Origin of the sequence: Arthrobacter sp. AFG7.2, assembly GCF_002892835.1 — a bacterium.
Taxonomy (GTDB): Bacteria; Actinomycetota; Actinomycetes; order Actinomycetales; family Micrococcaceae; genus Arthrobacter.
The window spans coordinates 93,398-111,292 of sequence record NZ_PJMB01000006.1; the positions used below are offsets into that span (position 1 = coordinate 93,398).

At 67.2% G+C, this 17,895-nt stretch carries 19 protein-coding genes; 15 read left to right on the forward strand and 4 right to left on the reverse strand.

Features of this window, described 5'->3' with window-relative positions:
- Nucleotides 1-753, reverse strand: a complete 753-nt coding sequence (locus tag CXX84_RS12310; protein ID WP_102977001.1) for a DUF429 domain-containing protein — start codon at nt 751-753, stop codon at nt 1-3.
- A 127-nt stretch (nt 754-880) separates the two neighbouring features.
- On the opposite strand from CXX84_RS12310, the gene CXX84_RS12315 reads away from it, so the two are divergent.
- Nucleotides 881-1,711, forward strand: a complete 831-nt coding sequence (locus tag CXX84_RS12315) for an alpha/beta fold hydrolase (RefSeq protein ID WP_102977002.1) — start codon at nt 881-883, stop codon at nt 1,709-1,711.
- Between the two features lie 67 nt (nt 1,712-1,778).
- Here the strand turns inward: CXX84_RS12315 and CXX84_RS12320 are convergent, their stop codons facing one another.
- Together CXX84_RS12320 and CXX84_RS12325 are read right to left on the reverse strand one after the other, a co-directional pair.
- On the reverse strand, nt 1,779-3,104 hold the full coding sequence (locus CXX84_RS12320) for a carboxylesterase family protein (RefSeq protein WP_102977003.1): 1,326 nt from the start codon (nt 3,102-3,104) through the stop codon (nt 1,779-1,781).
- 96 nt (nt 3,105-3,200) lie between these two features.
- Entirely contained in the window at nt 3,201-3,689 is a 489-nt protein-coding gene (locus CXX84_RS12325; RefSeq protein ID WP_079596875.1) for an inorganic diphosphatase, read from the reverse strand.
- Between the two features lie 154 nt (nt 3,690-3,843).
- Here CXX84_RS12325 and dacB point away from each other — a divergent pair, with 154 nt between their 5' ends.
- The 14 genes from dacB (at nt 3,844) to panC (ending at nt 17,587) form a co-directional block, all read left to right on the forward strand.
- Entirely contained in the window at nt 3,844-5,379 is a 1,536-nt protein-coding gene (dacB, locus tag CXX84_RS12330) for a D-alanyl-D-alanine carboxypeptidase/D-alanyl-D-alanine-endopeptidase (protein ID WP_102977133.1), read from the forward strand.
- Between the two features lie 119 nt (nt 5,380-5,498).
- Entirely contained in the window at nt 5,499-6,632 is a 1,134-nt protein-coding gene (locus CXX84_RS12335) for a zinc-dependent metalloprotease (protein WP_102977134.1), read from the forward strand.
- 90 nt (nt 6,633-6,722) lie between these two features.
- Nucleotides 6,723-7,811: a tRNA lysidine(34) synthetase TilS gene (gene tilS, locus CXX84_RS12340; RefSeq protein ID WP_102977135.1), complete on the forward strand. Its 1,089-nt coding sequence runs from the start codon at nt 6,723-6,725 to the stop codon at nt 7,809-7,811.
- Nucleotides 7,812-7,841: 30 nt separating this feature from the next.
- Nucleotides 7,842-8,393, forward strand: a complete 552-nt coding sequence (hpt, locus tag CXX84_RS12345) for a hypoxanthine phosphoribosyltransferase (RefSeq protein WP_102977004.1) — start codon at nt 7,842-7,844, stop codon at nt 8,391-8,393.
- Between the two features lie 211 nt (nt 8,394-8,604).
- Nucleotides 8,605-10,668 carry an ATP-dependent zinc metalloprotease FtsH gene (ftsH, locus tag CXX84_RS12350; protein ID WP_102977005.1) on the forward strand — a complete coding sequence of 688 codons (2,064 nt, stop codon included), beginning with the start codon at nt 8,605-8,607 and terminating at the stop codon, nt 10,666-10,668.
- Nucleotides 10,669-10,678: 10 nt separating this feature from the next.
- Nucleotides 10,679-11,323, forward strand: a complete 645-nt coding sequence (gene folE, locus CXX84_RS12355; RefSeq protein WP_102977006.1) for a GTP cyclohydrolase I FolE — start codon at nt 10,679-10,681, stop codon at nt 11,321-11,323.
- A gap of 9 nt (nt 11,324-11,332) precedes the next feature.
- Complete coding sequence (gene folP / locus CXX84_RS12360) at nt 11,333-12,253, forward strand: dihydropteroate synthase (protein WP_102977007.1); 921 nt, start codon at nt 11,333-11,335, stop codon at nt 12,251-12,253.
- Between the two features lie 8 nt (nt 12,254-12,261).
- Complete coding sequence (gene folB / locus CXX84_RS12365) at nt 12,262-12,654, forward strand: dihydroneopterin aldolase (RefSeq protein ID WP_102977008.1); 393 nt, start codon at nt 12,262-12,264, stop codon at nt 12,652-12,654.
- Nucleotides 12,651-13,196 (forward strand): 2-amino-4-hydroxy-6-hydroxymethyldihydropteridine diphosphokinase, encoded by a 546-nt coding sequence (folK, locus tag CXX84_RS12370; RefSeq protein WP_102977009.1) that lies wholly within the window; start codon nt 12,651-12,653, stop codon nt 13,194-13,196. The genes folB and folK overlap by 4 nt, the downstream gene beginning before the upstream one ends.
- Entirely contained in the window at nt 13,193-13,753 is a 561-nt protein-coding gene (locus CXX84_RS12375; protein WP_102977010.1) for a DUF3180 domain-containing protein, read from the forward strand. Before folK ends, CXX84_RS12375 begins: the two co-directional genes overlap by 4 nt.
- Nucleotides 13,734-14,246, forward strand: a complete 513-nt coding sequence (locus CXX84_RS12380; RefSeq protein WP_102977011.1) for a PH domain-containing protein — start codon at nt 13,734-13,736, stop codon at nt 14,244-14,246. Before CXX84_RS12375 ends, CXX84_RS12380 begins: the two co-directional genes overlap by 20 nt.
- Nucleotides 14,243-15,790: a PH domain-containing protein gene (locus tag CXX84_RS12385; RefSeq protein ID WP_411266210.1), complete on the forward strand. Its 1,548-nt coding sequence runs from the start codon at nt 14,243-14,245 to the stop codon at nt 15,788-15,790. Before CXX84_RS12380 ends, CXX84_RS12385 begins: the two co-directional genes overlap by 4 nt.
- Nucleotides 15,783-16,676 (forward strand): Rossmann-like and DUF2520 domain-containing protein, encoded by an 894-nt coding sequence (locus CXX84_RS12390; RefSeq protein WP_102977012.1) that lies wholly within the window; start codon nt 15,783-15,785, stop codon nt 16,674-16,676. The genes CXX84_RS12385 and CXX84_RS12390 overlap by 8 nt, the downstream gene beginning before the upstream one ends.
- A gap of 2 nt (nt 16,677-16,678) precedes the next feature.
- The gene (gene panC / locus CXX84_RS12395; protein WP_102977013.1) at nt 16,679-17,587 is read left to right on the forward strand and encodes a pantoate--beta-alanine ligase; all 909 of its coding nucleotides are present in this window, start codon (nt 16,679-16,681) and stop codon (nt 17,585-17,587) included.
- A gap of 14 nt (nt 17,588-17,601) precedes the next feature.
- Here the strand turns inward: panC and CXX84_RS12400 are convergent, their stop codons facing one another.
- Nucleotides 17,602-17,853 (reverse strand): hypothetical protein, encoded by a 252-nt coding sequence (locus CXX84_RS12400; RefSeq protein WP_223253084.1) that lies wholly within the window; start codon nt 17,851-17,853, stop codon nt 17,602-17,604.
- Nucleotides 17,854-17,895 lie beyond the last annotated feature (42 nt).

The window sequence follows — 17,895 nt, forward strand, 5'->3', positions numbered from 1 at the left end:
TTAGCGGGGGAGCCGGTCGAGGCCGCCGACGGGCAGATGGATCCACCCCTCGCTGAGGGCGGCTGCGGCGTGGACGTCATCCGGGTGCACGGTCAGGCCGACGGCGACGGCGCGGGCTGTCAGGGAAGCAACGACGGCGTCGAACAGGTCGTCCGAGGCTGCCAGACGCTGCTCCTGGCCGGCGAGGTCCAGCCAGGGGGCCTGCTCCCGCAGGGTCCCAAGGAGCACGGCAAGCCGTTCCGTCTCAGGGCTGCCCCGCCCTTTGTAGCCGCGGGCGCTCAAGCCCCAGAGCTTCAGTGACGCAGCAGGGTAAACCTCGGCGAGACGTCCGGAACCGTCCCGAAGCTGCGGGCCGTGGAGCACTGCGATCCTGGCCTGGATGACGGCGCAGCGCATGGCGGGATGGGCAAGGCGGTCAGCCGAGACGCTGAGCGGAATCAGGCCCGTCCGGCTCGTGACAAAACGGTCTGTGTCCCGGTATGCCAGCCGCCGCCGTCCCTCGATGCCGTCGTGTGCCAGGACGGGCCCGCCGTCGAAGGCCGCGTGCCCGGTAAGGAACGGAACGAGGGCGTCCGGCCAGCCCACCGGGCAGTCGATGCCGGTCATGTCCGTGGCAGCGAACAGGTTAACGATCTCCTCATCGCCCGCGCCCAGCCCAAGGTGCACCAGCCGGGCGGAACCGGTGCTCCATTCGATGACAGCCACCGCCGTTTTCTTCGCTGCTGCCGCGAGGTCCACTCCGAGCGTCTTCACGTGACCAGACTCTACCTCCGGCTGTTGCAGTGCCGTGGTGGGCACCAGGTGACGAACCGGCCCAGGTTCTGCAACGCTGATACGTGGCGTGCCGCCCGGCAGCCGCGTGCCCGAAAGGACCATAAGCATGCCCTGGCTGGATTTGCTCGGCAACGACATCCACTACACGGACTCAGGCAGCGGCCAACCGGTGGTGCTGCTCCACGGTCACGCCTCGGCGGCGGCCTGCTGGGAACCGATCATCGCTGAACTTGAGCAGGACTTCCGGGTGCTGGCTTATGACACCTACGATCACGGCTGGTCCGCCAACTCCCCACGGCAAGGACCTTTTGTTGACCGGGCCGCAGAACTGGACCGCTTCATCAGCTCCCTCGGCCTGGAAAATCCGCTGATTGTGGGGCAGTCCATGGGCGGCATGACAGCGCTGCGCTGGGCCGTCCGGAACCCGGGCGGTGCCGCCGCCGTCGTGGTGTGCGGGATGGGCTGGCCCTTGGTAGTCCCGCCTCCGGGCCAGCCCGGCCGGCCGGAAAAGTTTGAGGTGTTCAGCTCGCTCGATGCCGACGAGCGGATCTGGCTGGGCGTGGGCAACTCCTTCACCCAGCGGTGGATCGCGGAGAACCCGCATGATTACGCCCGCTATATCCGTGTCCGCTCCACCGCAACCGCTATTGAGGCAGCCCGCCATCCACGCAGCCTCGAACAAAGCCAAGGGGAGTTCCTCAGCGCCGACCCGCGCGACGTCGACTGGTTCCAGCAGGGGCTCGAATCAGTAACCAGCCCGCTGGTGGTGATGATTGGGGACGAGGAAAGGCCACGCATCCGCCGCGGGGCCGAGCACGTTGCCGCCACGGTGCCCGGCGCTCATCTCCTGGTTGTTGAAGACGCCGGCCACAACGCCTACTTCCAGCGCCAGGACATCCTGGTGGACGCCATCCGAAACACCGCAGCCACTGCCTGATACCGGCTGAAGTTTCTGTCCAGACGTGCAGGATTCCCTGTCCCGGTGGTCCGCGTACAACTCCTGGTCAGGCTGAGTGATAGGTCAGCGCCCCGGGAATCCCGCCCTTGTCGTCCAGTCCGTCACCCCGGGCAAACGCAGCCCACAGGCTGCGCAGCTCGCGTCCCACGAAGTTCACGTCCTCCCAGGGTGCGCCGGCGATCAGCCCGACGCCGTCCCACGTTGTGCGGTTGCCGAGCAGCAGTGGGAGGTCAATGGTGTGGGCTGCGCCGAAGATGTTTCCCGGCGCATGCCAGTGCAGGATGTAGCGGTGAGCTTTACCGCCGGCGAGGGCATGGCGTCGCGCGAACTTGCGGGCTGCCCGGCCGTAGACCGTTTCGGTGACCACCCAGTCGATGGCGCGGACGGCTGCGGTACCGGCGACAGGAATTTTGGCCAGCCGGCTGAGGTACCGGCTGCGTGGCAGGAACAGCCGCGCCTCCTCGGAGGTATGACCAATCAGCACCTCGATGCCGGGAGCGGAACGGTTCCAGGCGTCCTCTATGCCGGCTTCCTCCGGCAGCGGCGCGTGCCCGTACTGGGTGCCGAACGGCATGGCGGCAAGCATGCCGAATTTCCGGGCCACCTGCGTCACATGGTCCTCACGCTCCACCACTTCCATTGCCGGCGTTTCCTCGGTGACGGCTTCGGCGGCGATGCCCATTGCGTGGTTCATTTTGTCCCGGCCGCGCGAGATGCCCAACGGCGCGCTCTGGATGATGGCCCGCTGGAACAGCGTCGGCGCCTCGGGAGTGGCCATGAGGTGGGCGATCGCGTCACCACCGGCCGACTGGCCGAAGGCCGTCACACAGCCCGGATCGCCGCCGAACGCTGCAATATTCCGCTGCACCCAGCGGAACGCTTCCAGCTGGTCCAGCAGCCCCAGGTTTCCCGGCCGGCCCGACCGGGTCCCGAGGAAGCCGAACAGTCCCAGGCGGTAGGTCACCGAGACCACCACCACCCGGTTTTCGGCCACCAGTACCGCGGGGTCGAAGATGGCGAGGTCGCCGGAACCGGTTGTGTAGGAACCGCCATGGATCCAGACCATGACGGGCAGCCTCTCGCCAGGTGCAAGGTCTGCGGGCATGGTGATGGAGAGGTTCTGGCAGTCCTCGCTCCCCGGAAGTTCGCCGTAGCGGGTGCCCAGGACGTCGTCGAGGAACGGCACCGGACCCTGCGGACAGGCAGGGGCGGGGGAGGTGGCGGCGTAGGCTTCGTCCCAGTCAGGTGCCGGAACGGGAGGCTGGAAACGCGCGGCCGTGGCGTATGGGATGCCGGTGGCCCGGAGGACGTCGCCGTCTTGCCAGCCGACGACGGGACCGCAAGGCGGGTTGAAAGTTGGTGTGGAGCTCACTGACTCAACTTTAAACCCAGTGCGGGGTCACTTCCGGCCCATCCCCGTGCTTCGGATGGGGGAACGAAGTGACCCCGCGTCGGGAGGCGGTGGGGATCAGTGGCCGGTGGGCACGTATCGCTTGATGGAGGCTTCCAGCTCAGCTTCGGCGGCGGCGCGGTCGCCCCAGCCCTCAGCCTTAACCCACTTGCCCGGCTCCAGGTCCTTGTAGCGGGTGAAGAAGTGCTCGATTTCCTTGATCAGGAAGTCGTTGACGTCGCTGACTTCCTGGATGTGGTCGAAGCGGGCGTCTACGGGGACGCAGAGGATCTTGGCATCTCCGCCGCCGTCGTCAGTCATGTTGAAAACGCCGATGGGGCGGGATTCAACGATCACACCGGGGTGCAGGTCGAAGTCCTGGAGGAGCACCAGTGCGTCCAACGGGTCGCCGTCCTCGCCGAGGGTGTTCTCGAAGTATCCGTAGTGCGTGGGGTACTGCATGGAGGTGAAGAGGACGCGGTCCAGGCGGACGCGGCCGGTCTCGTGGTCAACTTCGTACTTGACGCGGGATCCCTTGGGAATCTCGATGGTGACGTCATGCTTCATGGAATGCTCCTCGGCAATTGCAGGGGGTTCGCGGCACTTTTGACGGGCAATAAAAAGGACTGTCAGTGCCGCCGACTATTATTGAGGATATAGCGAGCGGCCCTGGAATCAGGAACTTGTGGGGATATTTCAGGACGTGAGGACCGGCACCGGCATGACCAAAACAATCGGCACGGATCAGGGGCCCGGCCGTGCCCGGCAGGCCGCGCGCAGCCTGGTCAGCGGCGTGCGGGGGTCCTGGCCGCTGGTGTTTCTGTCGGTGCTCCTGGTTGCACTTGGCGTCCCGGCGGCCCTCCTGGTGGCCCCGGGTTTCGTGGGTCCGGAACCCCCTGCCCCCGTTCCGCCCGCGCCGGCATGGCATCAGCCTCCCGCCACCGTCCCGCCCGTTCAGGGGCTTGCCCCGCTGAATGACTCGGCCGCTGTTCCGCTTGCCTCCAGCGTCACTGCCCAGCTGGAGCCGCTGTTGCAGGCTGACGGCGGTGGAACGTTCACCGGCCTGGTGCAGGATGCTCTCACCGGCGAGGTCCTGTTTGACCGCGGCGGTTCGGACAGCCGGGTGCCCGCTTCAAACCTGAAGCTGCTCACCGCTGTTGCCGCTCTGCGGTCCCTCGGCCCTGAGCACCGTTTCTCCACAAGGGCTGTGGCCGGGCCCGCGCCCGGGCAGGTCGTGCTGGCGGGAGGTGGCGATGTCCTGCTTGGGTCCGGGGAATCCAGCGGGGACCAGGTCATGGGCCACGCTGGATTGGCCACCTTGGCGGCCCAGACGGTGACGGCACTGCAGCAGGGCGGCGCGGCAGGGGAAATTAGAGTCCTGGTGGATGATTCCCTGTTTTCCGGCCCTGCGCTGAACCCGGCCTGGGAATCCGGGGATGTGGCCGCAGGGGAAGTGGCGCCCTTGTATTCCCTGGCGCTGAACTCCGCCCGCTACGATCCTGCCGTCACCACCGGCCCGCGCCCGCAGGATGCGGCAATGACCGCAGCGGAGGAGTTCGCAGCCCGTCTGCGGACAGCCGGTGCGGCTGCAGGATTCACCGTGGCAGCCGCCGTCGAACGTGCTCCCGGGGCGGCGGCAGCAGGCACTGCGGCAACAGCCGGCCCCGGGGAGGGCTCCAATGGGCCACGGGTCCTGGCCGAAGTGCAGTCCGCCACCGTCGCCGGGCAGGTGAACCTGATGCTGCGGGACTCGGACAACTACCTGGCGGAAGCATTGGGGCGGCTCGCAGCGTTGGCGCACGGATTGCCGGGCAGTAACGACGGCGCCACGGCGGCGGTCCAGTCGCAGCTCGCAGATGCAGGCCTCGCCTTGGGCGGCCTGAAGCTGGTGGACGTGTGCGGCCTGGCCATGGGCAACCAGGTCCCGGCCCGGCAGTTTTCCGAGGTGGTGCGCGCCATCACCTCCGGGACGGACACCAGGCTCCGGGCCGCGCTGGACGGCTTCCCGGTGGCCGGCCTGACAGGCACGTTGGATGCCCGATACAGCAGTGACGCCACTGCACGGGGCGCGGGACTGGTCCGGGCCAAGACGGGAACGCTGAACACTGTGCTCGCGCTGAGCGGCTATGTCGTGGACGCTGACGGCCGGCTCCTGGTCTTTTCCTTCATCGGCAACGGGCTGACTCCCGGGGCCGCCGGCAACAAGGAGGCGCTGGACCGCGCCGCCACCGCGCTCGCCGGCTGCGGCTGCCGCTAGGAACATTGCCCACGTCCCCCTGGGGAAAGGTGCTGTGCACGGTGGTACCAGGGGATCGAAGGTTCGCCGGTGAGCGAACTTAAGGACTATCCCCAGCCTGCTGTGGTCTGATGGGAACCATGGAGTCCACTGCACGCGAGTCGTCAGACCAGACGTTGTCCGCCACGGCACAATCCCTGATCAACTGGGACCTTGCCGCCTCCACGGCCGCGCGCCTGGCTCCTGCCGGGCCTGTGCTGAGCAAGGCAGAAATCAGCGAGGCGGTGGACAGCCTCCGGCGCCTGGCGGACGTGTCGGTGGAACACGTCCATGAGATCACCGGGCTGGAAGCGGCACGTAACCTCAGGGACTCTTCCGTGCTGGTGGTGGACCGTGCGTCCTGGGCCAAGGCGAACACGCAGAGCTTCGCCGTGATGCTCAAGCCGGCCATGGAAAAGATGCTGGAAAGCAGGCGCGGCACCCTGAGTCCAAGCGCCGCGAGCGTCAGCGGGGCCATCACCGGAAGCCAGCTCGGAGCGGTCCTGGCGTTCCTGGCCAGCAAGGTCCTGGGCCAGTACGATCCCTTCGCCGCCCTGGCGGAAGGTTCCAGTGCGCCGCCCGCCGGCCGCCTCCTGCTCGTTGCCCCGAACATTGTGGCAGTGGAGCGCGAACTCAACGTCACGCCTGAAGATTTCCGGCTCTGGGTGTGCCTGCACGAGCAGACCCACCGCGTACAGTTCGCCGCGGCGCCTTGGCTGCGGCACCACATGCTGGAACAGATCGATGAACTCAGCGTGCACCTGCTGGGAAATGTCGATTCCCTGATGGACCGGGCCACCGCTGCTGCCCGCTCATTGAAGGACCGTACGGCTACGGGAAACACACCCGGCCGCGGCGCCATCCTGGACCTCCTCCAGGACCCGGAAGAGAAGGCAGCGATCTCGCACCTCACCGCCGTGATGAGCCTCCTGGAAGGGCACGCGAACGTGGTGATGGATGCCGTGGACGCCAGCATCATTCCGTCCGTGAAGACCATCCGGCAGCGCTTCAACGACCGCGGCAGGGACCGCGGCGTGATCGAGAAGTTCATCCGCAACCTCCTGGGCCTGGACGCCAAGATGCGCCAGTACTCGGACGGCGCCCGGTTCGTGCGCGCCGTGGTGGACGTGGCCGGAATGGAAGGCTTTAACAAGGTCTGGGAGTCCGCGGACCACCTGCCCACCGAGCCCGAGATCCACGACGCCAGGCTGTGGCTTGAGCGGATGGGACTCTGATTGCCGCGCAGCCAGTCACCTGACGCAGCTGCGGCTGTTGAGGCTGCCGCTGCGGGCGGCGTGTCCAGCGGACGACGACGGCCCGGACGGCTGGCGCCTGTCGTCGGCAAGGCGCGCAACGCCCTCGCGGACGCCTTGGCCCAGGCTGGTTATCCCGGTCACGTCCTGGTGGCGTGCAGCGGAGGCCCGGATTCCCTTGCGCTGGCAGTGGTTGCTGCCTACTTTGCCCGGCGCGGCCACGTGGACGGCCATCCTGTGACGGTGGGCGCCGTGGTGGTTGACCACCAGCTCCAGGAAGGGTCCGCCGATGTCGCGGCCTCCACGGCCGACACCCTGCGGGATCTCGGCCTGGCCCCCGTGGAGGTCCGTGCGGTCACGGTGGCAACGGCCGGGATGGGCCCGGAAGCCGCAGCACGGGAGGTGCGGCACGCGGCGCTCCAGGCAGCCGCGGAAAACCAGGGCGCTCAGGCCATCCTGCTGGGGCACACCCTTGATGACCAGGCCGAGCAGGTACTCCTGGGGCTTGCGCGCGGCTCCGGGACGCGCTCCCTGGCAGGCATGCGGCCGGCAAGGGGCCTCCTGCTGCGGCCGTTCCTGGGACTCCGCCGGGCTGACACGGAAGAGATCTGCGAGGTGGAGGAGCTGCAGCCCTGGCACGACCCCACCAACGCCGACCCCGCCTTCGCCCGGTCGCGCACCCGCGTTGAAGTGCTCCCGCACCTGGAAGAGAAGCTGGGCCCCGGCGTCGCGGAATCCCTTGCCCGGACAGCATCCATCCTGCAGTTGGACGCCGACTACCTTGAGGACGTGGCGGAAAGCACGTTCGGTGCCCTGGTGGAACGGAACGGTCCGGAACTGAGTCTTCCGGAGGAGGCGTTGCGGGCCCTGGCCCCTGCCATCCGGTACCGCGTGATCGCCAAGGCAGCGGCCGACGTCGGCGGGCAGCAACCCGGCTACCGGCGCCTTCTGGCGGCGGAGGCACTGCTGCGGCGGCAGGGCTCGGCGGGGCCGGTTGAGCTCCCCGGCGGAGTGGGCGTTTACCGGCTGTCGCTTGCCCAGATAGACGCGGCGGAAGCTGAAGGCGGCCAGGCCCGGGCTGATAAAGCAAACCCCGTTCCCCGTGGAGGGCCGCGCTGTGGGAAGCTAGTGTTCCGGCCTCAAAAGCCGCCCGCAAAATAGTCGCACCCCGCATCTACACAGGAGCCATTGGTGGATTCAAACGACGTCCAGGCAGACCTCAAGCACGTTCTCTACACCAGGGAGCAGATCCAGCAACGGATCACGGAGCTCGCTGCACAGATCGACAAGGACTACGAGGGGCGCGAGATCCTCATTGTGGGCGTCCTCAAGGGCGCCGTCATGGTCATGGCTGATCTTGCCCGCGCACTCCACAGCCACATCTCCATGGACTGGATGGCGGTGTCCTCCTACGGGTCCGGCACCCAGTCGTCCGGCGTGGTCCGCATCCTGAAGGACCTCGACACGGATCTGATGGGCAAGGACGTGCTCATCGTCGAGGACATCATCGATTCCGGCCTTACCCTGTCCTGGCTCAAGACCAACCTGGAATCGCGCGGCACGGCATCCGTGGAAATCTGCACCGCCTTCCGCAAGCCCACCGCCGCCAAGGTGGAAATCGACGTTAAGTACGTGGGCTACGACATCCCCAACGAGTTCGTGGTGGGCTATGGCCTGGACTACGCCGAGAAATACCGGAACCTGGACTTTGTGGGCACCCTGGCGCCGCACGTCTACGAGTAGGCCTCTCGGCACGCACCGCATCTGCAAACCCTGGCGCTGAACCCCGTCTTCCGGCGTCCTGGCACCGCTACGCCCACAGGGAACTTTTGCCCTCCATCATGCGTGATCTACTCCGGACGGTGTATAGCTAGAAGCTGACGCAGCACCATCACGCGCGCAGATCAGTCGCCGTGCAGCACTACCAGAAGGGACGGGGCCGGCCCCCGATCAGATGAAAGCTAAGAACTTTTTCAAAGGCCCGGGAATCTGGATCGTCGTTGTGGTCGGTCTGCTCCTGGTGGCCTTTGCGACGCTTGCCCCCGGTGGTGCGGCACGGATCGACACCGACAAGGGCCTTGAATTGCTCTCCGGCAAGCAGGTGGAACAGGCGAAGATCTTCGACGGTGAAAACCGCGTTGACCTGACGCTGAAGGACAACCTGCAGCTTGAGGGGCAGGACAAGGGCAAGAGCGTCCAGTTCTTCTTCGTGGATGCCCGGGCCGAGGACGTCGTGAAGGCTGTCACTGACGCGAAGCCGGCCCAGGGCTACACGGACCAGCCCATCGAAAGCAACTGGTTCTCGGGCCTGCTGTCCCTTCTGATTCCCGTCATCCTCCTCGGTGCACTGTTCTGGTTCCTTATGACCCGTATGCAGGGCGGCGGTTCAAAGATCATGCAGTTCGGCAAGTCCAAGGCCAAGATGGTCAGCAAGGACATGCCGCAGGTGACATTTGCCGACGTCGCAGGCTCCGACGAAGCTGTCGAGGAGCTGCAGGAGATCAAGGAATTCCTGCAGGAGCCGGCCAAGTTCCAGGCCGTGGGCGCCAAGATCCCCAAGGGTGTGTTGCTGTACGGCCCTCCCGGAACGGGCAAGACACTGCTGGCCCGCGCCGTCGCAGGCGAGGCCGGCGTCCCCTTCTTCTCCATCTCCGGCTCCGACTTCGTCGAGATGTTCGTCGGCGTCGGCGCCTCCCGCGTCCGCGACCTCTTCGAGCAGGCCAAGGCAAACTCCCCGGCCATCATCTTCGTGGATGAAATCGATGCCGTCGGCCGCCACCGCGGTGCCGGCATCGGCGGTGGCAACGACGAACGCGAGCAGACCCTCAACCAGTTGCTGGTGGAGATGGACGGCTTCGACGTCAAGACGAACGTGATCCTGATTGCGGCCACCAACCGGCCGGACGTCCTGGACCCGGCGCTGCTGCGTCCAGGCCGCTTCGACCGTCAGATCGGCGTGGAAGCGCCTGACCTCATCGGACGTGACCAGATCCTGCAGGTCCATGCCAAGGGCAAGCCGATGGCACCGGGCGTGGACCTCAAGGGCGTGGCCAAGAAGACCCCCGGCTACACCGGTGCGGACCTGGCGAACGTCCTGAACGAGGCCGCGCTGCTTACCGCCCGCTCCAACGCGAACCTCATTGACGACCGCGCCCTGGACGAAGCCATTGACCGCGTTATGGCGGGGCCGCAGAAGCGCAGCCGGGTCATGAAGGAGCACGAGCGCAAGATCACCGCCTACCACGAAGGCGGGCACGCCCTGGTGGCGGCTGCGCTGCGGAACTCCGCGCCGGTCACGAAGATCACCATCCTTCCGCGCGGCCGCGCCCTCGGCTACACCATGGTGGTGCCGGACAATGACAAGTACTCCGTGACCCGCAACGAACTGCTGGACCAGATGGCCTATGCCATGGGCGGCCGGGTTGCGGAGGAGATCGTGTTCCACGATCCGTCCACCGGCGCTTCCAACGACATTGAAAAGGCCACCGGCACCGCCCGCAAAATGGTCACCGAGTACGGCATGAGCGAACGCGTCGGTGCTGTCCGCCTGGGCCAAGGCGGCGGTGAGCCGTTCCTGGGCCGCGACGCCGGGCACGAACGCAATTACTCGGACCAGATCGCGTACGTGGTGGACGAGGAAGTGCGCCGCCTCATCGACCAGGCCCATGACGAGGCATACGCCATCCTCACCGAAAACCGGGACGTACTGGACCGGCTGGCCCTGGAACTGCTGGAACGCGAAACCCTGAACCAGGCCGAGATCGCCGATATCTTCAGGGACATCCGCAAGCGTGACTTCCGGGAAGTGTGGCTCTCCAAGGAGACACGTCCGGTGCAGCTCGCTGGCCCCGTGGAGTCCCGGCTGGAGAGGGCGGAGCGCGAGGCCCAGGAAGAAGCCAAGCAGGCCCGGCTGGATGAGCCGCTCGACGCCCAGCCGCCGCACGCGCAGGGTGTTCCGGAGGATGCACCGTTCCGGGGCGGAGTCACCGACGCGGGTCCGGACGCCCTTCGCGGCTAAGCTTTTAGACGTGACCCACTTCGACGACGACGACGTTCCCGCCTCCGCCGGCTACCCGGCGGAGGACGGCGCCCACCACTCCAAGCACCCGAAGGTGGACCGGCCCCGGATCGAGGCGGCCGTCCGTGAGATTCTCCTGGCCATCGGAGAAGACCCGGACCGCGGCGGCCTTATCGATACCCCAAAGCGGGTGGCCAAAGCCTACGCGGAGGTGTTTGCGGGGCTGCACCACGACCCCGCGGATGTCCTGTCCACCACCTTCGACCTTGACCATGAGGAGCTTGTCCTGGTCAAGGACATCCCCTTCTACTCCACCTGCGAGCACCATCTGGTGCCTTTCCATGGCGTGGCCCACGTGGGGTACATCCCCTCGCATGAGGGCAAGGTAACGGGCCTGAGCAAACTTGCCCGGCTTGTGGATATCTACGCCCGCCGCCCGCAGGTACAGGAACGGCTCACTACTGAGATTGTCGAAGCGATGGTCCGCCACCTCAAACCCCGTGGCGCAATCGTCGTTGTTGAATGCGAACACATGTGCATGTCAATGCGCGGTATCCGCAAGCCCGGAGCGAAGACCGTCACCAGTGCGGTCCGCGGGCAGCTTCATGACCCGGCCACCCGTGCCGAAGCCATGAGCCTCATCCTCGGAAGGTAACCATCAACCATGGACTCACTAGCTGCTGCGCCGGGAACCGGCCCCGCAACATCTCCGCTGCCCATCCTGCGTAAACCGCGCCCGGCGGCACGATTCGAAGACCTGCCTGCGGACCGAACCCTCGTCATGGGCATCCTGAACGTCACCCCGGACTCCTTCAGTGACGGTGGCAAGCACGCGACGGCGGACACCGCCATCGCGGCAGGGCTCCGGATGTTCTACGCCGGCGCAGACATCATCGACGTCGGCGGCGAATCCACGAGGCCCGGTGCGGAGGACGTCAGCCCGGACGAAGAACAGCAGCGGGTTGTGCCTGTCATCCAGGCCCTGGTGAAAGCCGGAGCACTGGTGAGCATCGACACCACCCACGCCTCCACTGCCGCTGCCGCGGTGGAAGCCGGCGCCGCCATCATCAATGACATTTCCGGACTCAGCATCGAGCCTGAGATGGCCGAGTTCGTGGCCGCCGCCAAGGTTCCCTACATCCTTACCCACCGCCGCGGGGACGCGCGGACCATGAATTCGCTGGCCGAATACAAGGACGTTGCGGCTGAAGTAGCAGCGGAGCTCGCAGGGGTGCGGGACAAGCTCTATGCCGCGGGCGTCAGCCAGGACCAGATCATCGTCGACCCCGGCCTGGGATTCGCCAAGAACGACGCCCAGAACTGGGAGCTCCTGCAGAACCTGGACCAGCTGGATGGCCTGGGCCACCGCGTCCTGGTGGGCGCCTCACGCAAGCGGTTCCTCGGCACCCTGCTGACAGTGGCCGGCAAGTCCGCCGCTCCTGAGGAACGCGACGGGGCGACCGCCGCGATCACGGCCATCAGCGCCTACCGCGGCGCATGGGCTGTCCGCGTGCACAACGTCGGCCCCAGCCTTGACGCCGTCAAAGTTGCCGCGCGCATGGCCGCACCCCGTACTGAGCGCTAAGCGCGCCCATGGACAGGATTACGCTGAGCGGTGTGACCGCCGTCGGCCATCACGGCGTTTTTGATTTTGAGCGCCGCGAGGGCCAACCTTTTGTTGTGGACGCAGTGTTGTACCTCGATTTCGCCAAGGCAGCGGAGTCCGACGACGTCCGGGACACCGCGCACTATGGCGAGGTGGCGCAGCGTATTACTGAGTGGATTTCCGGCGAGCCGCTGAACCTGATCGAGGCGCTGGCGGTGCGGATCGCCGACGGCCTGCTGGACGAGTTCAGGCTGCAGGCCGTGGAGATCACCGTGCACAAGCCCCAGGCGCCGATTGAGGTGCCTTTCGGTGACGTGGCGGTCAGCGTCCACCGTGGCCGGAACAACGGTGAAAGACAAGCCCAGGGGGAGGGCCCATGAACAGCGGTTACACGAAAGCGGTCCTTGCGCTCGGCAGCAACCTGGGCGAGCGCAATGACACCTTGTCCGGGGCCGTTGCCGACCTCGTTGACCCGCCGGAGGTGCGACTGCTTGCCGTCTCGCCTGTCGTGCAGACCAAGGCGGTGGGCGGGCCGCCCAACCAGCCGGATTTCCTGAACATGGTCCTCACGGTTGAAACGAGCCTCACCCCGCGTGAACTGTTGGCGCACTGCCAGGCGGTGGAAAACAAGCACCACCGCGTGCGCGAGGTGCGGTGGGGGCCGCGGACACTCGACGTCGACATCATCACGTACGGCGACCTCCGCAGCGACGACCCCGTGCTGACCCTGCCCCACCCCCGCGCCGCGAGCCGCGCCTTCGTCCTCTACCCCTGGTCGCTCATCGAGCCGGCCGCCACCCTCGGGGGTGAGCGGATCAGCAGCCTGGCCGCGAGTGCTGCGGACTTTGACGACCTTGCCCTGTTCGACGGCTTCGGCGACTTCGACGGCGTGTCCACGGCAGGGGCGGTGGACGAACGATGAAACCCATCAACCCGCTGCGCCTCCTGCTGATCGGCTTCATCCTGGCCGTGGCCGGCTGGTCCGCCACAGTGATAACCAGCCGGTACAGCATGGCCACTCCCGTCCTTCCGGCCACAGCCCTTGCCACCATGGGCGTCATTGTTGCCATCACGCTGATCCTGGGCATCAGGGTCCTGAAGTGGCGCAACAGCCTCAACACCAACGGCCCCGGGACGTCCGCCAGGAAGCGGCCGGTGCTTGATCCGCTTCTCGCCGCGCGGACCCTCGTGCTGGCCCAGGCCTGCGCCTATGCCGGTACCGTCCTGCTCGGCTGGCACGTGGGCATCTTCCTGGACCAGCTGAGGATCTGGAGCCTGCGCAGCGACCAGGGCATCACGTGGCTCGCACTCGCCATGGCCGGCGGGGGACTGGTGATGATTGTCGTGGGCCTGCTGGTGGAGCGGTTCTGCAAGATTCCACCGGAGGACGGCGATACGAAGGGCGTCGACGGGAAACCTGGCCGCGCCGTGCACGGTGAAGCCGCGGGGGAAGGCGAATATGCATACCGAGGCGATTGATCCGCCGGGCATTATCTGGCAGCGCGTTTCTCCCAAGTACGTCACAGTCAGGGTGGTCCAGTGGGCGGTGGGGAACCTGCTCACTGTGCTGGTCCTCGCCCTGCCCCTGTTTCTGGTCCTCATGGACGTTTGGGCCTGGCCGCCGTTGTGGCTGGCCGTCACCGTCCCGTCCGTTGCACTGGTCCTCGCGATCTGGCGGCTGGTGCTGATCCCGCGCCAGGTGCGTGCCATCGGATACGCCGAACGGGACGATGACCTGCTGATCAGGACCGGCATCTTTTTTCAACGCACCATGGCCGTCCCCTACGGACGCATGCAGTACGTGGACATCGGCGTCGGCCCGGTGGAACGCGGGCTGGGCCTGTGCACCCTGAAACTCCATACCGCATCGCCCGGCACCAACGCACACATTCCCGGACTGCCTGCCGCGGAAGGCGCCAGGCTCCGGGAGCAGCTGGCGGCCCGGGGCGAAGCCAGGCTGGCAGGGCTGTGACTGCAGACGGGCCGCGTCCCGAGACCGGTGCCCCCATCCCTGGTACCGGGAACGCAGCACTGTACCCTCAACCAGGCAACGCGCCCGACGGCGAATGGCTGCGCGTGCACCCGGCGTCGCCTTTTGTCCGGGGCTGGGTTGCACTGGCTGCCATAGGCTTCTTCTTCGGCCGTGACGTTTTCGAACGGTCCCTGCAGGGCCGCCCGGTGTTCGACGACGAGCTTGCCGGGCGCGCGCCCTGGCTTCTGGTGGGCGGCGCAACGGTCCTGCTGGTCTCGGTGCTCGGCTTCATCCTTACCTGGTACTTCACCAAGTACCAGGTGAGCGGCGGCTACGTCCGCGTCAACAGCGGCTTCCTGTTCCGGCAGCAGCGCCAGGCCAGGCTGGACCGGGTCCAGGCCATCGACATCGTTCAGCCCCTGCTGGCCCGGATCTTCGGTCTCGCCGAACTCAGGTTTGAGGTGGCCGACGCCGGAGAGTCGGCGGTGCGGCTGGCATATTTGAAGATCGACGACGCCCGGCAGCTGCGTGCCACCATCCTGGCCCGGGCAGCCGGAGTCACCACCGGACCTGACCGGCCGGGCGAACCGGCACCGGAGGCGCCCGAATACCAGGTGCTGTCGGTCCCGCCGTCGCGCCTTGTCGGTTCCCTGCTGCTCAGCGAGCAGAGCTTGTTCGTGCTGGTGGGCGGCATCGCGTCCGTGGTGCTTTCTGCCGTCACTGACAACCAGGCGTTTTACTTCTACCTCATTCCAGCCGTCCTGGGCCTCGCGGCCAGCTACTGGGGGCTGTTCAACAAGGGCTACAACTTCACGGCCGCGATCTCCCCGGACGGCATCCGGCTGCGCTACGGCCTGCTGGACACCCAGGCGCAGACCCTGCCGCCCGGGCGCATCCAGGCAGTGAAGATCAGCCAGCCGCCGCTGTGGCGGCCCCTCGGCTGGTACCGGATTCAGGTTAACGTGGCCGGCTACGGCATTGTGGAAAACGCCGGTGAGGGTTCCGCCCGGACAACGCTGCTGCCCGTCGGCACACTGGGAGACGTGATGAGCATGCTGGCCCTGGTGCTGCCGGACCCCGGTACCCCGGAGCCCGCGGTCGTCTTCGCTGCCGGGCTGAACGGCCTGGACTCCGACGGCGGATTCATCACCACCCCGCCCCGCGCCCGCTGGCTTGCCCCCCTCGGCTGGCGCAGGAACGGCTTCACGGCCACGGACACCGCACTGCTGCTCCGCTCGGGGCGTTGGTGGCGGCAGCTCGTGGTGGTTCCGCACCAGCGCACCCAGTCCATGGCACTGCACCAGGGCCCGCTGGCCCGCCGGTTCCGCGTTGCGGACCTGGTGCTGCACACCACCGCCGGGCCTGTGGTGCCGCGGCTGACCCAGGCGGGGACCGGTGCAGCGCTGGCGCTGTTCGACGAGCAGTCGGCGCGCGCCCGCCTGGCCAGGAAGCGGCAGACGACGGAACAGTGGCTCCGGCAGGTGGTTCCTGCCGGTTCTGAAATACCCCACGGATCACCTCAGGAAGGCGGGCAGCATGGCTAAGCCGGGACGCCTCGGCGTCGGAATCGTCGGCGCCGGCAAAGTGGGTGCGGTCCTTGGCGCCGCACTGCGCGCCGCCGAACATGCCGTCGTCGGGGTATCAGCAGTTTCCGAGGCAAGCCGGGAGCGTGCGGAAACGTTGCTCCCCGGCGTTCCCGTCCTGGAAGTCCAGGACATCGTGGAGCGCGCCGAACTGGTCCTGCTCGCCGTTCCCGACGACGCCCTGCCGGGCCTGGTGGACGGGTTGGCCAAGCTCGGGGCCTGGCAGCCGGGCCAGCTGGTTGCGCACACCTCGGGCCGCTTCGGGGTGGGGGTCCTGCACCCCGTGCGCGCCGCCGGTGCCGTCCCGCTCGCGCTGCATCCTGCCATGACGTTCACCGGGATGAGCCTGGACCTCACCAGGCTGCTGGACTGCACCTTTGGGGTGACAGCCGATGCCGCCATGCTTCCCATTGCCCAGGCGCTGGTGGTGGAGATGGGCGCCGAACCGGTAGCCATCGCCGAAGCGGACCGGACGCTGTACCACGCTGCACTGGCGCACGGTTCCAACCACATGGTGACCCTCGTTGCGCAGGCGTCCGAGCTGCTGCGCGAGGTGGGCGTGGAGCTGCCCGAACGCATGCTGGGGCCGCTGCTGCGGGCAACCCTGGAAAACGCGCTGGCATCGGGGGAGTCTGCCCTGACCGGTCCGGTGGCGCGCGGTGACGTGGGAACCGTCGCGGCCCACGCGGAGGCGCTGCGGGAGTTCGACGGCGGCGGGCACGGCGATGTGCTGGCCGCGTACCTGGCGATGGCACGCGCCACGGCCCTGCGCGCCGAAGGGCGCGGGCTCCTGAAGGCTGACCAGCTGGAAGGGCTGCGCGAAGCCCTTGATCCCAAGGAGGACTGAAGATGGCCATCAAACTCGTCACCACCGTGGCTGAGCTGCGCGCCGAGGGTGCCCTGCTCCTGGGCTTAAAGCAGGGAACATCTCAGGGGCTCGTGCCCACGATGGGTGCGCTTCACGAGGGACATGCCGCCCTGGCGCGTGCCGCCGTCGAGCAGAACGATGTGGTGGTGGCCACTATTTTCGTGAACCCGCTGCAGTTCGGTGACGCCGTTGACCTGGACCGCTACCCCCGAACCCTGGACGCAGACCTGGCGCTGCTGGAGGAACAGGGTGTCGACCTGGTTTTTGCGCCATCGGTGGAGGAGGTCTACCCCGGCGGCCAGCCGCTGGTGCGCGTCACGTCCGGGCAGCTCGGTGAAAAGTGGGAGGGCGCATCCCGGCCAGGGCACTTTGACGGTGCCCTTACGGTGGTGGCCAAGCTCCTGCATTACGGCTTACCCGCCGCGGGGCTGCCTGCCGCCCCGGGCGGCCTGCCTGCCTACCGCGCGTACTTCGGCCAGAAGGACGCCCAGCAGCTGGCGCTGGTCCGGCGCATGGTCGCGGACCTGAACTTCCCGGTGGACATCGTGGGGGTTCCCACGGTGCGGGCAGCTGACGGCCTGGCCCTCTCCAGCCGCAACCGCTTTTTGTCGGACGATGAACGGGAGGCGGCGCTGGTGTTGTCCCGTGCCCTTCGCCTGCTGGAGCAGCGGGCCACCGCCCGCGAACCGCTGGACGTGGAGTCTGCCTCCGCACTGGTGGAATCGCAGCCGCTGGTGGCGCTGGACTACTTTGAGGTGGTGGACCCGGAAACCCTGGAGCCGCTGGCCGAGAATTGCCGGGAGACACCGTTCCGCGGTGAAGCGCTGGCACTTATTGCTGCCAAAGTGGGACCGGTCCGGCTTATCGATAACGTGCCGCTGAGCTCCTGACGGTCCGGCCGCCGCTAAATGCCCGGCACCTTCCGGTTGATCGTCAGCTGTTCGAGCAGTGCGCGTTCCGGCTTGCCCGGATGGTTGGCCACGCAGCGGCGGAGCCTTGCCCTCGCGAGCTCTTCGCCCGGTTCGCGGCCGGAGAGGACTTCATCAATGATTTCCTGCGCCTGCCAGCGGAGGGACTCAATGGCGAACTGCCGGATCTCGTCCGGAGTATCGCCTGCCATCCACGGGTCCGGGTCCGACGGTACGCTCTGAAACATCCGCCCTGCTGACATCGGGGCCTCCCTGCACCTTTCCGAAGC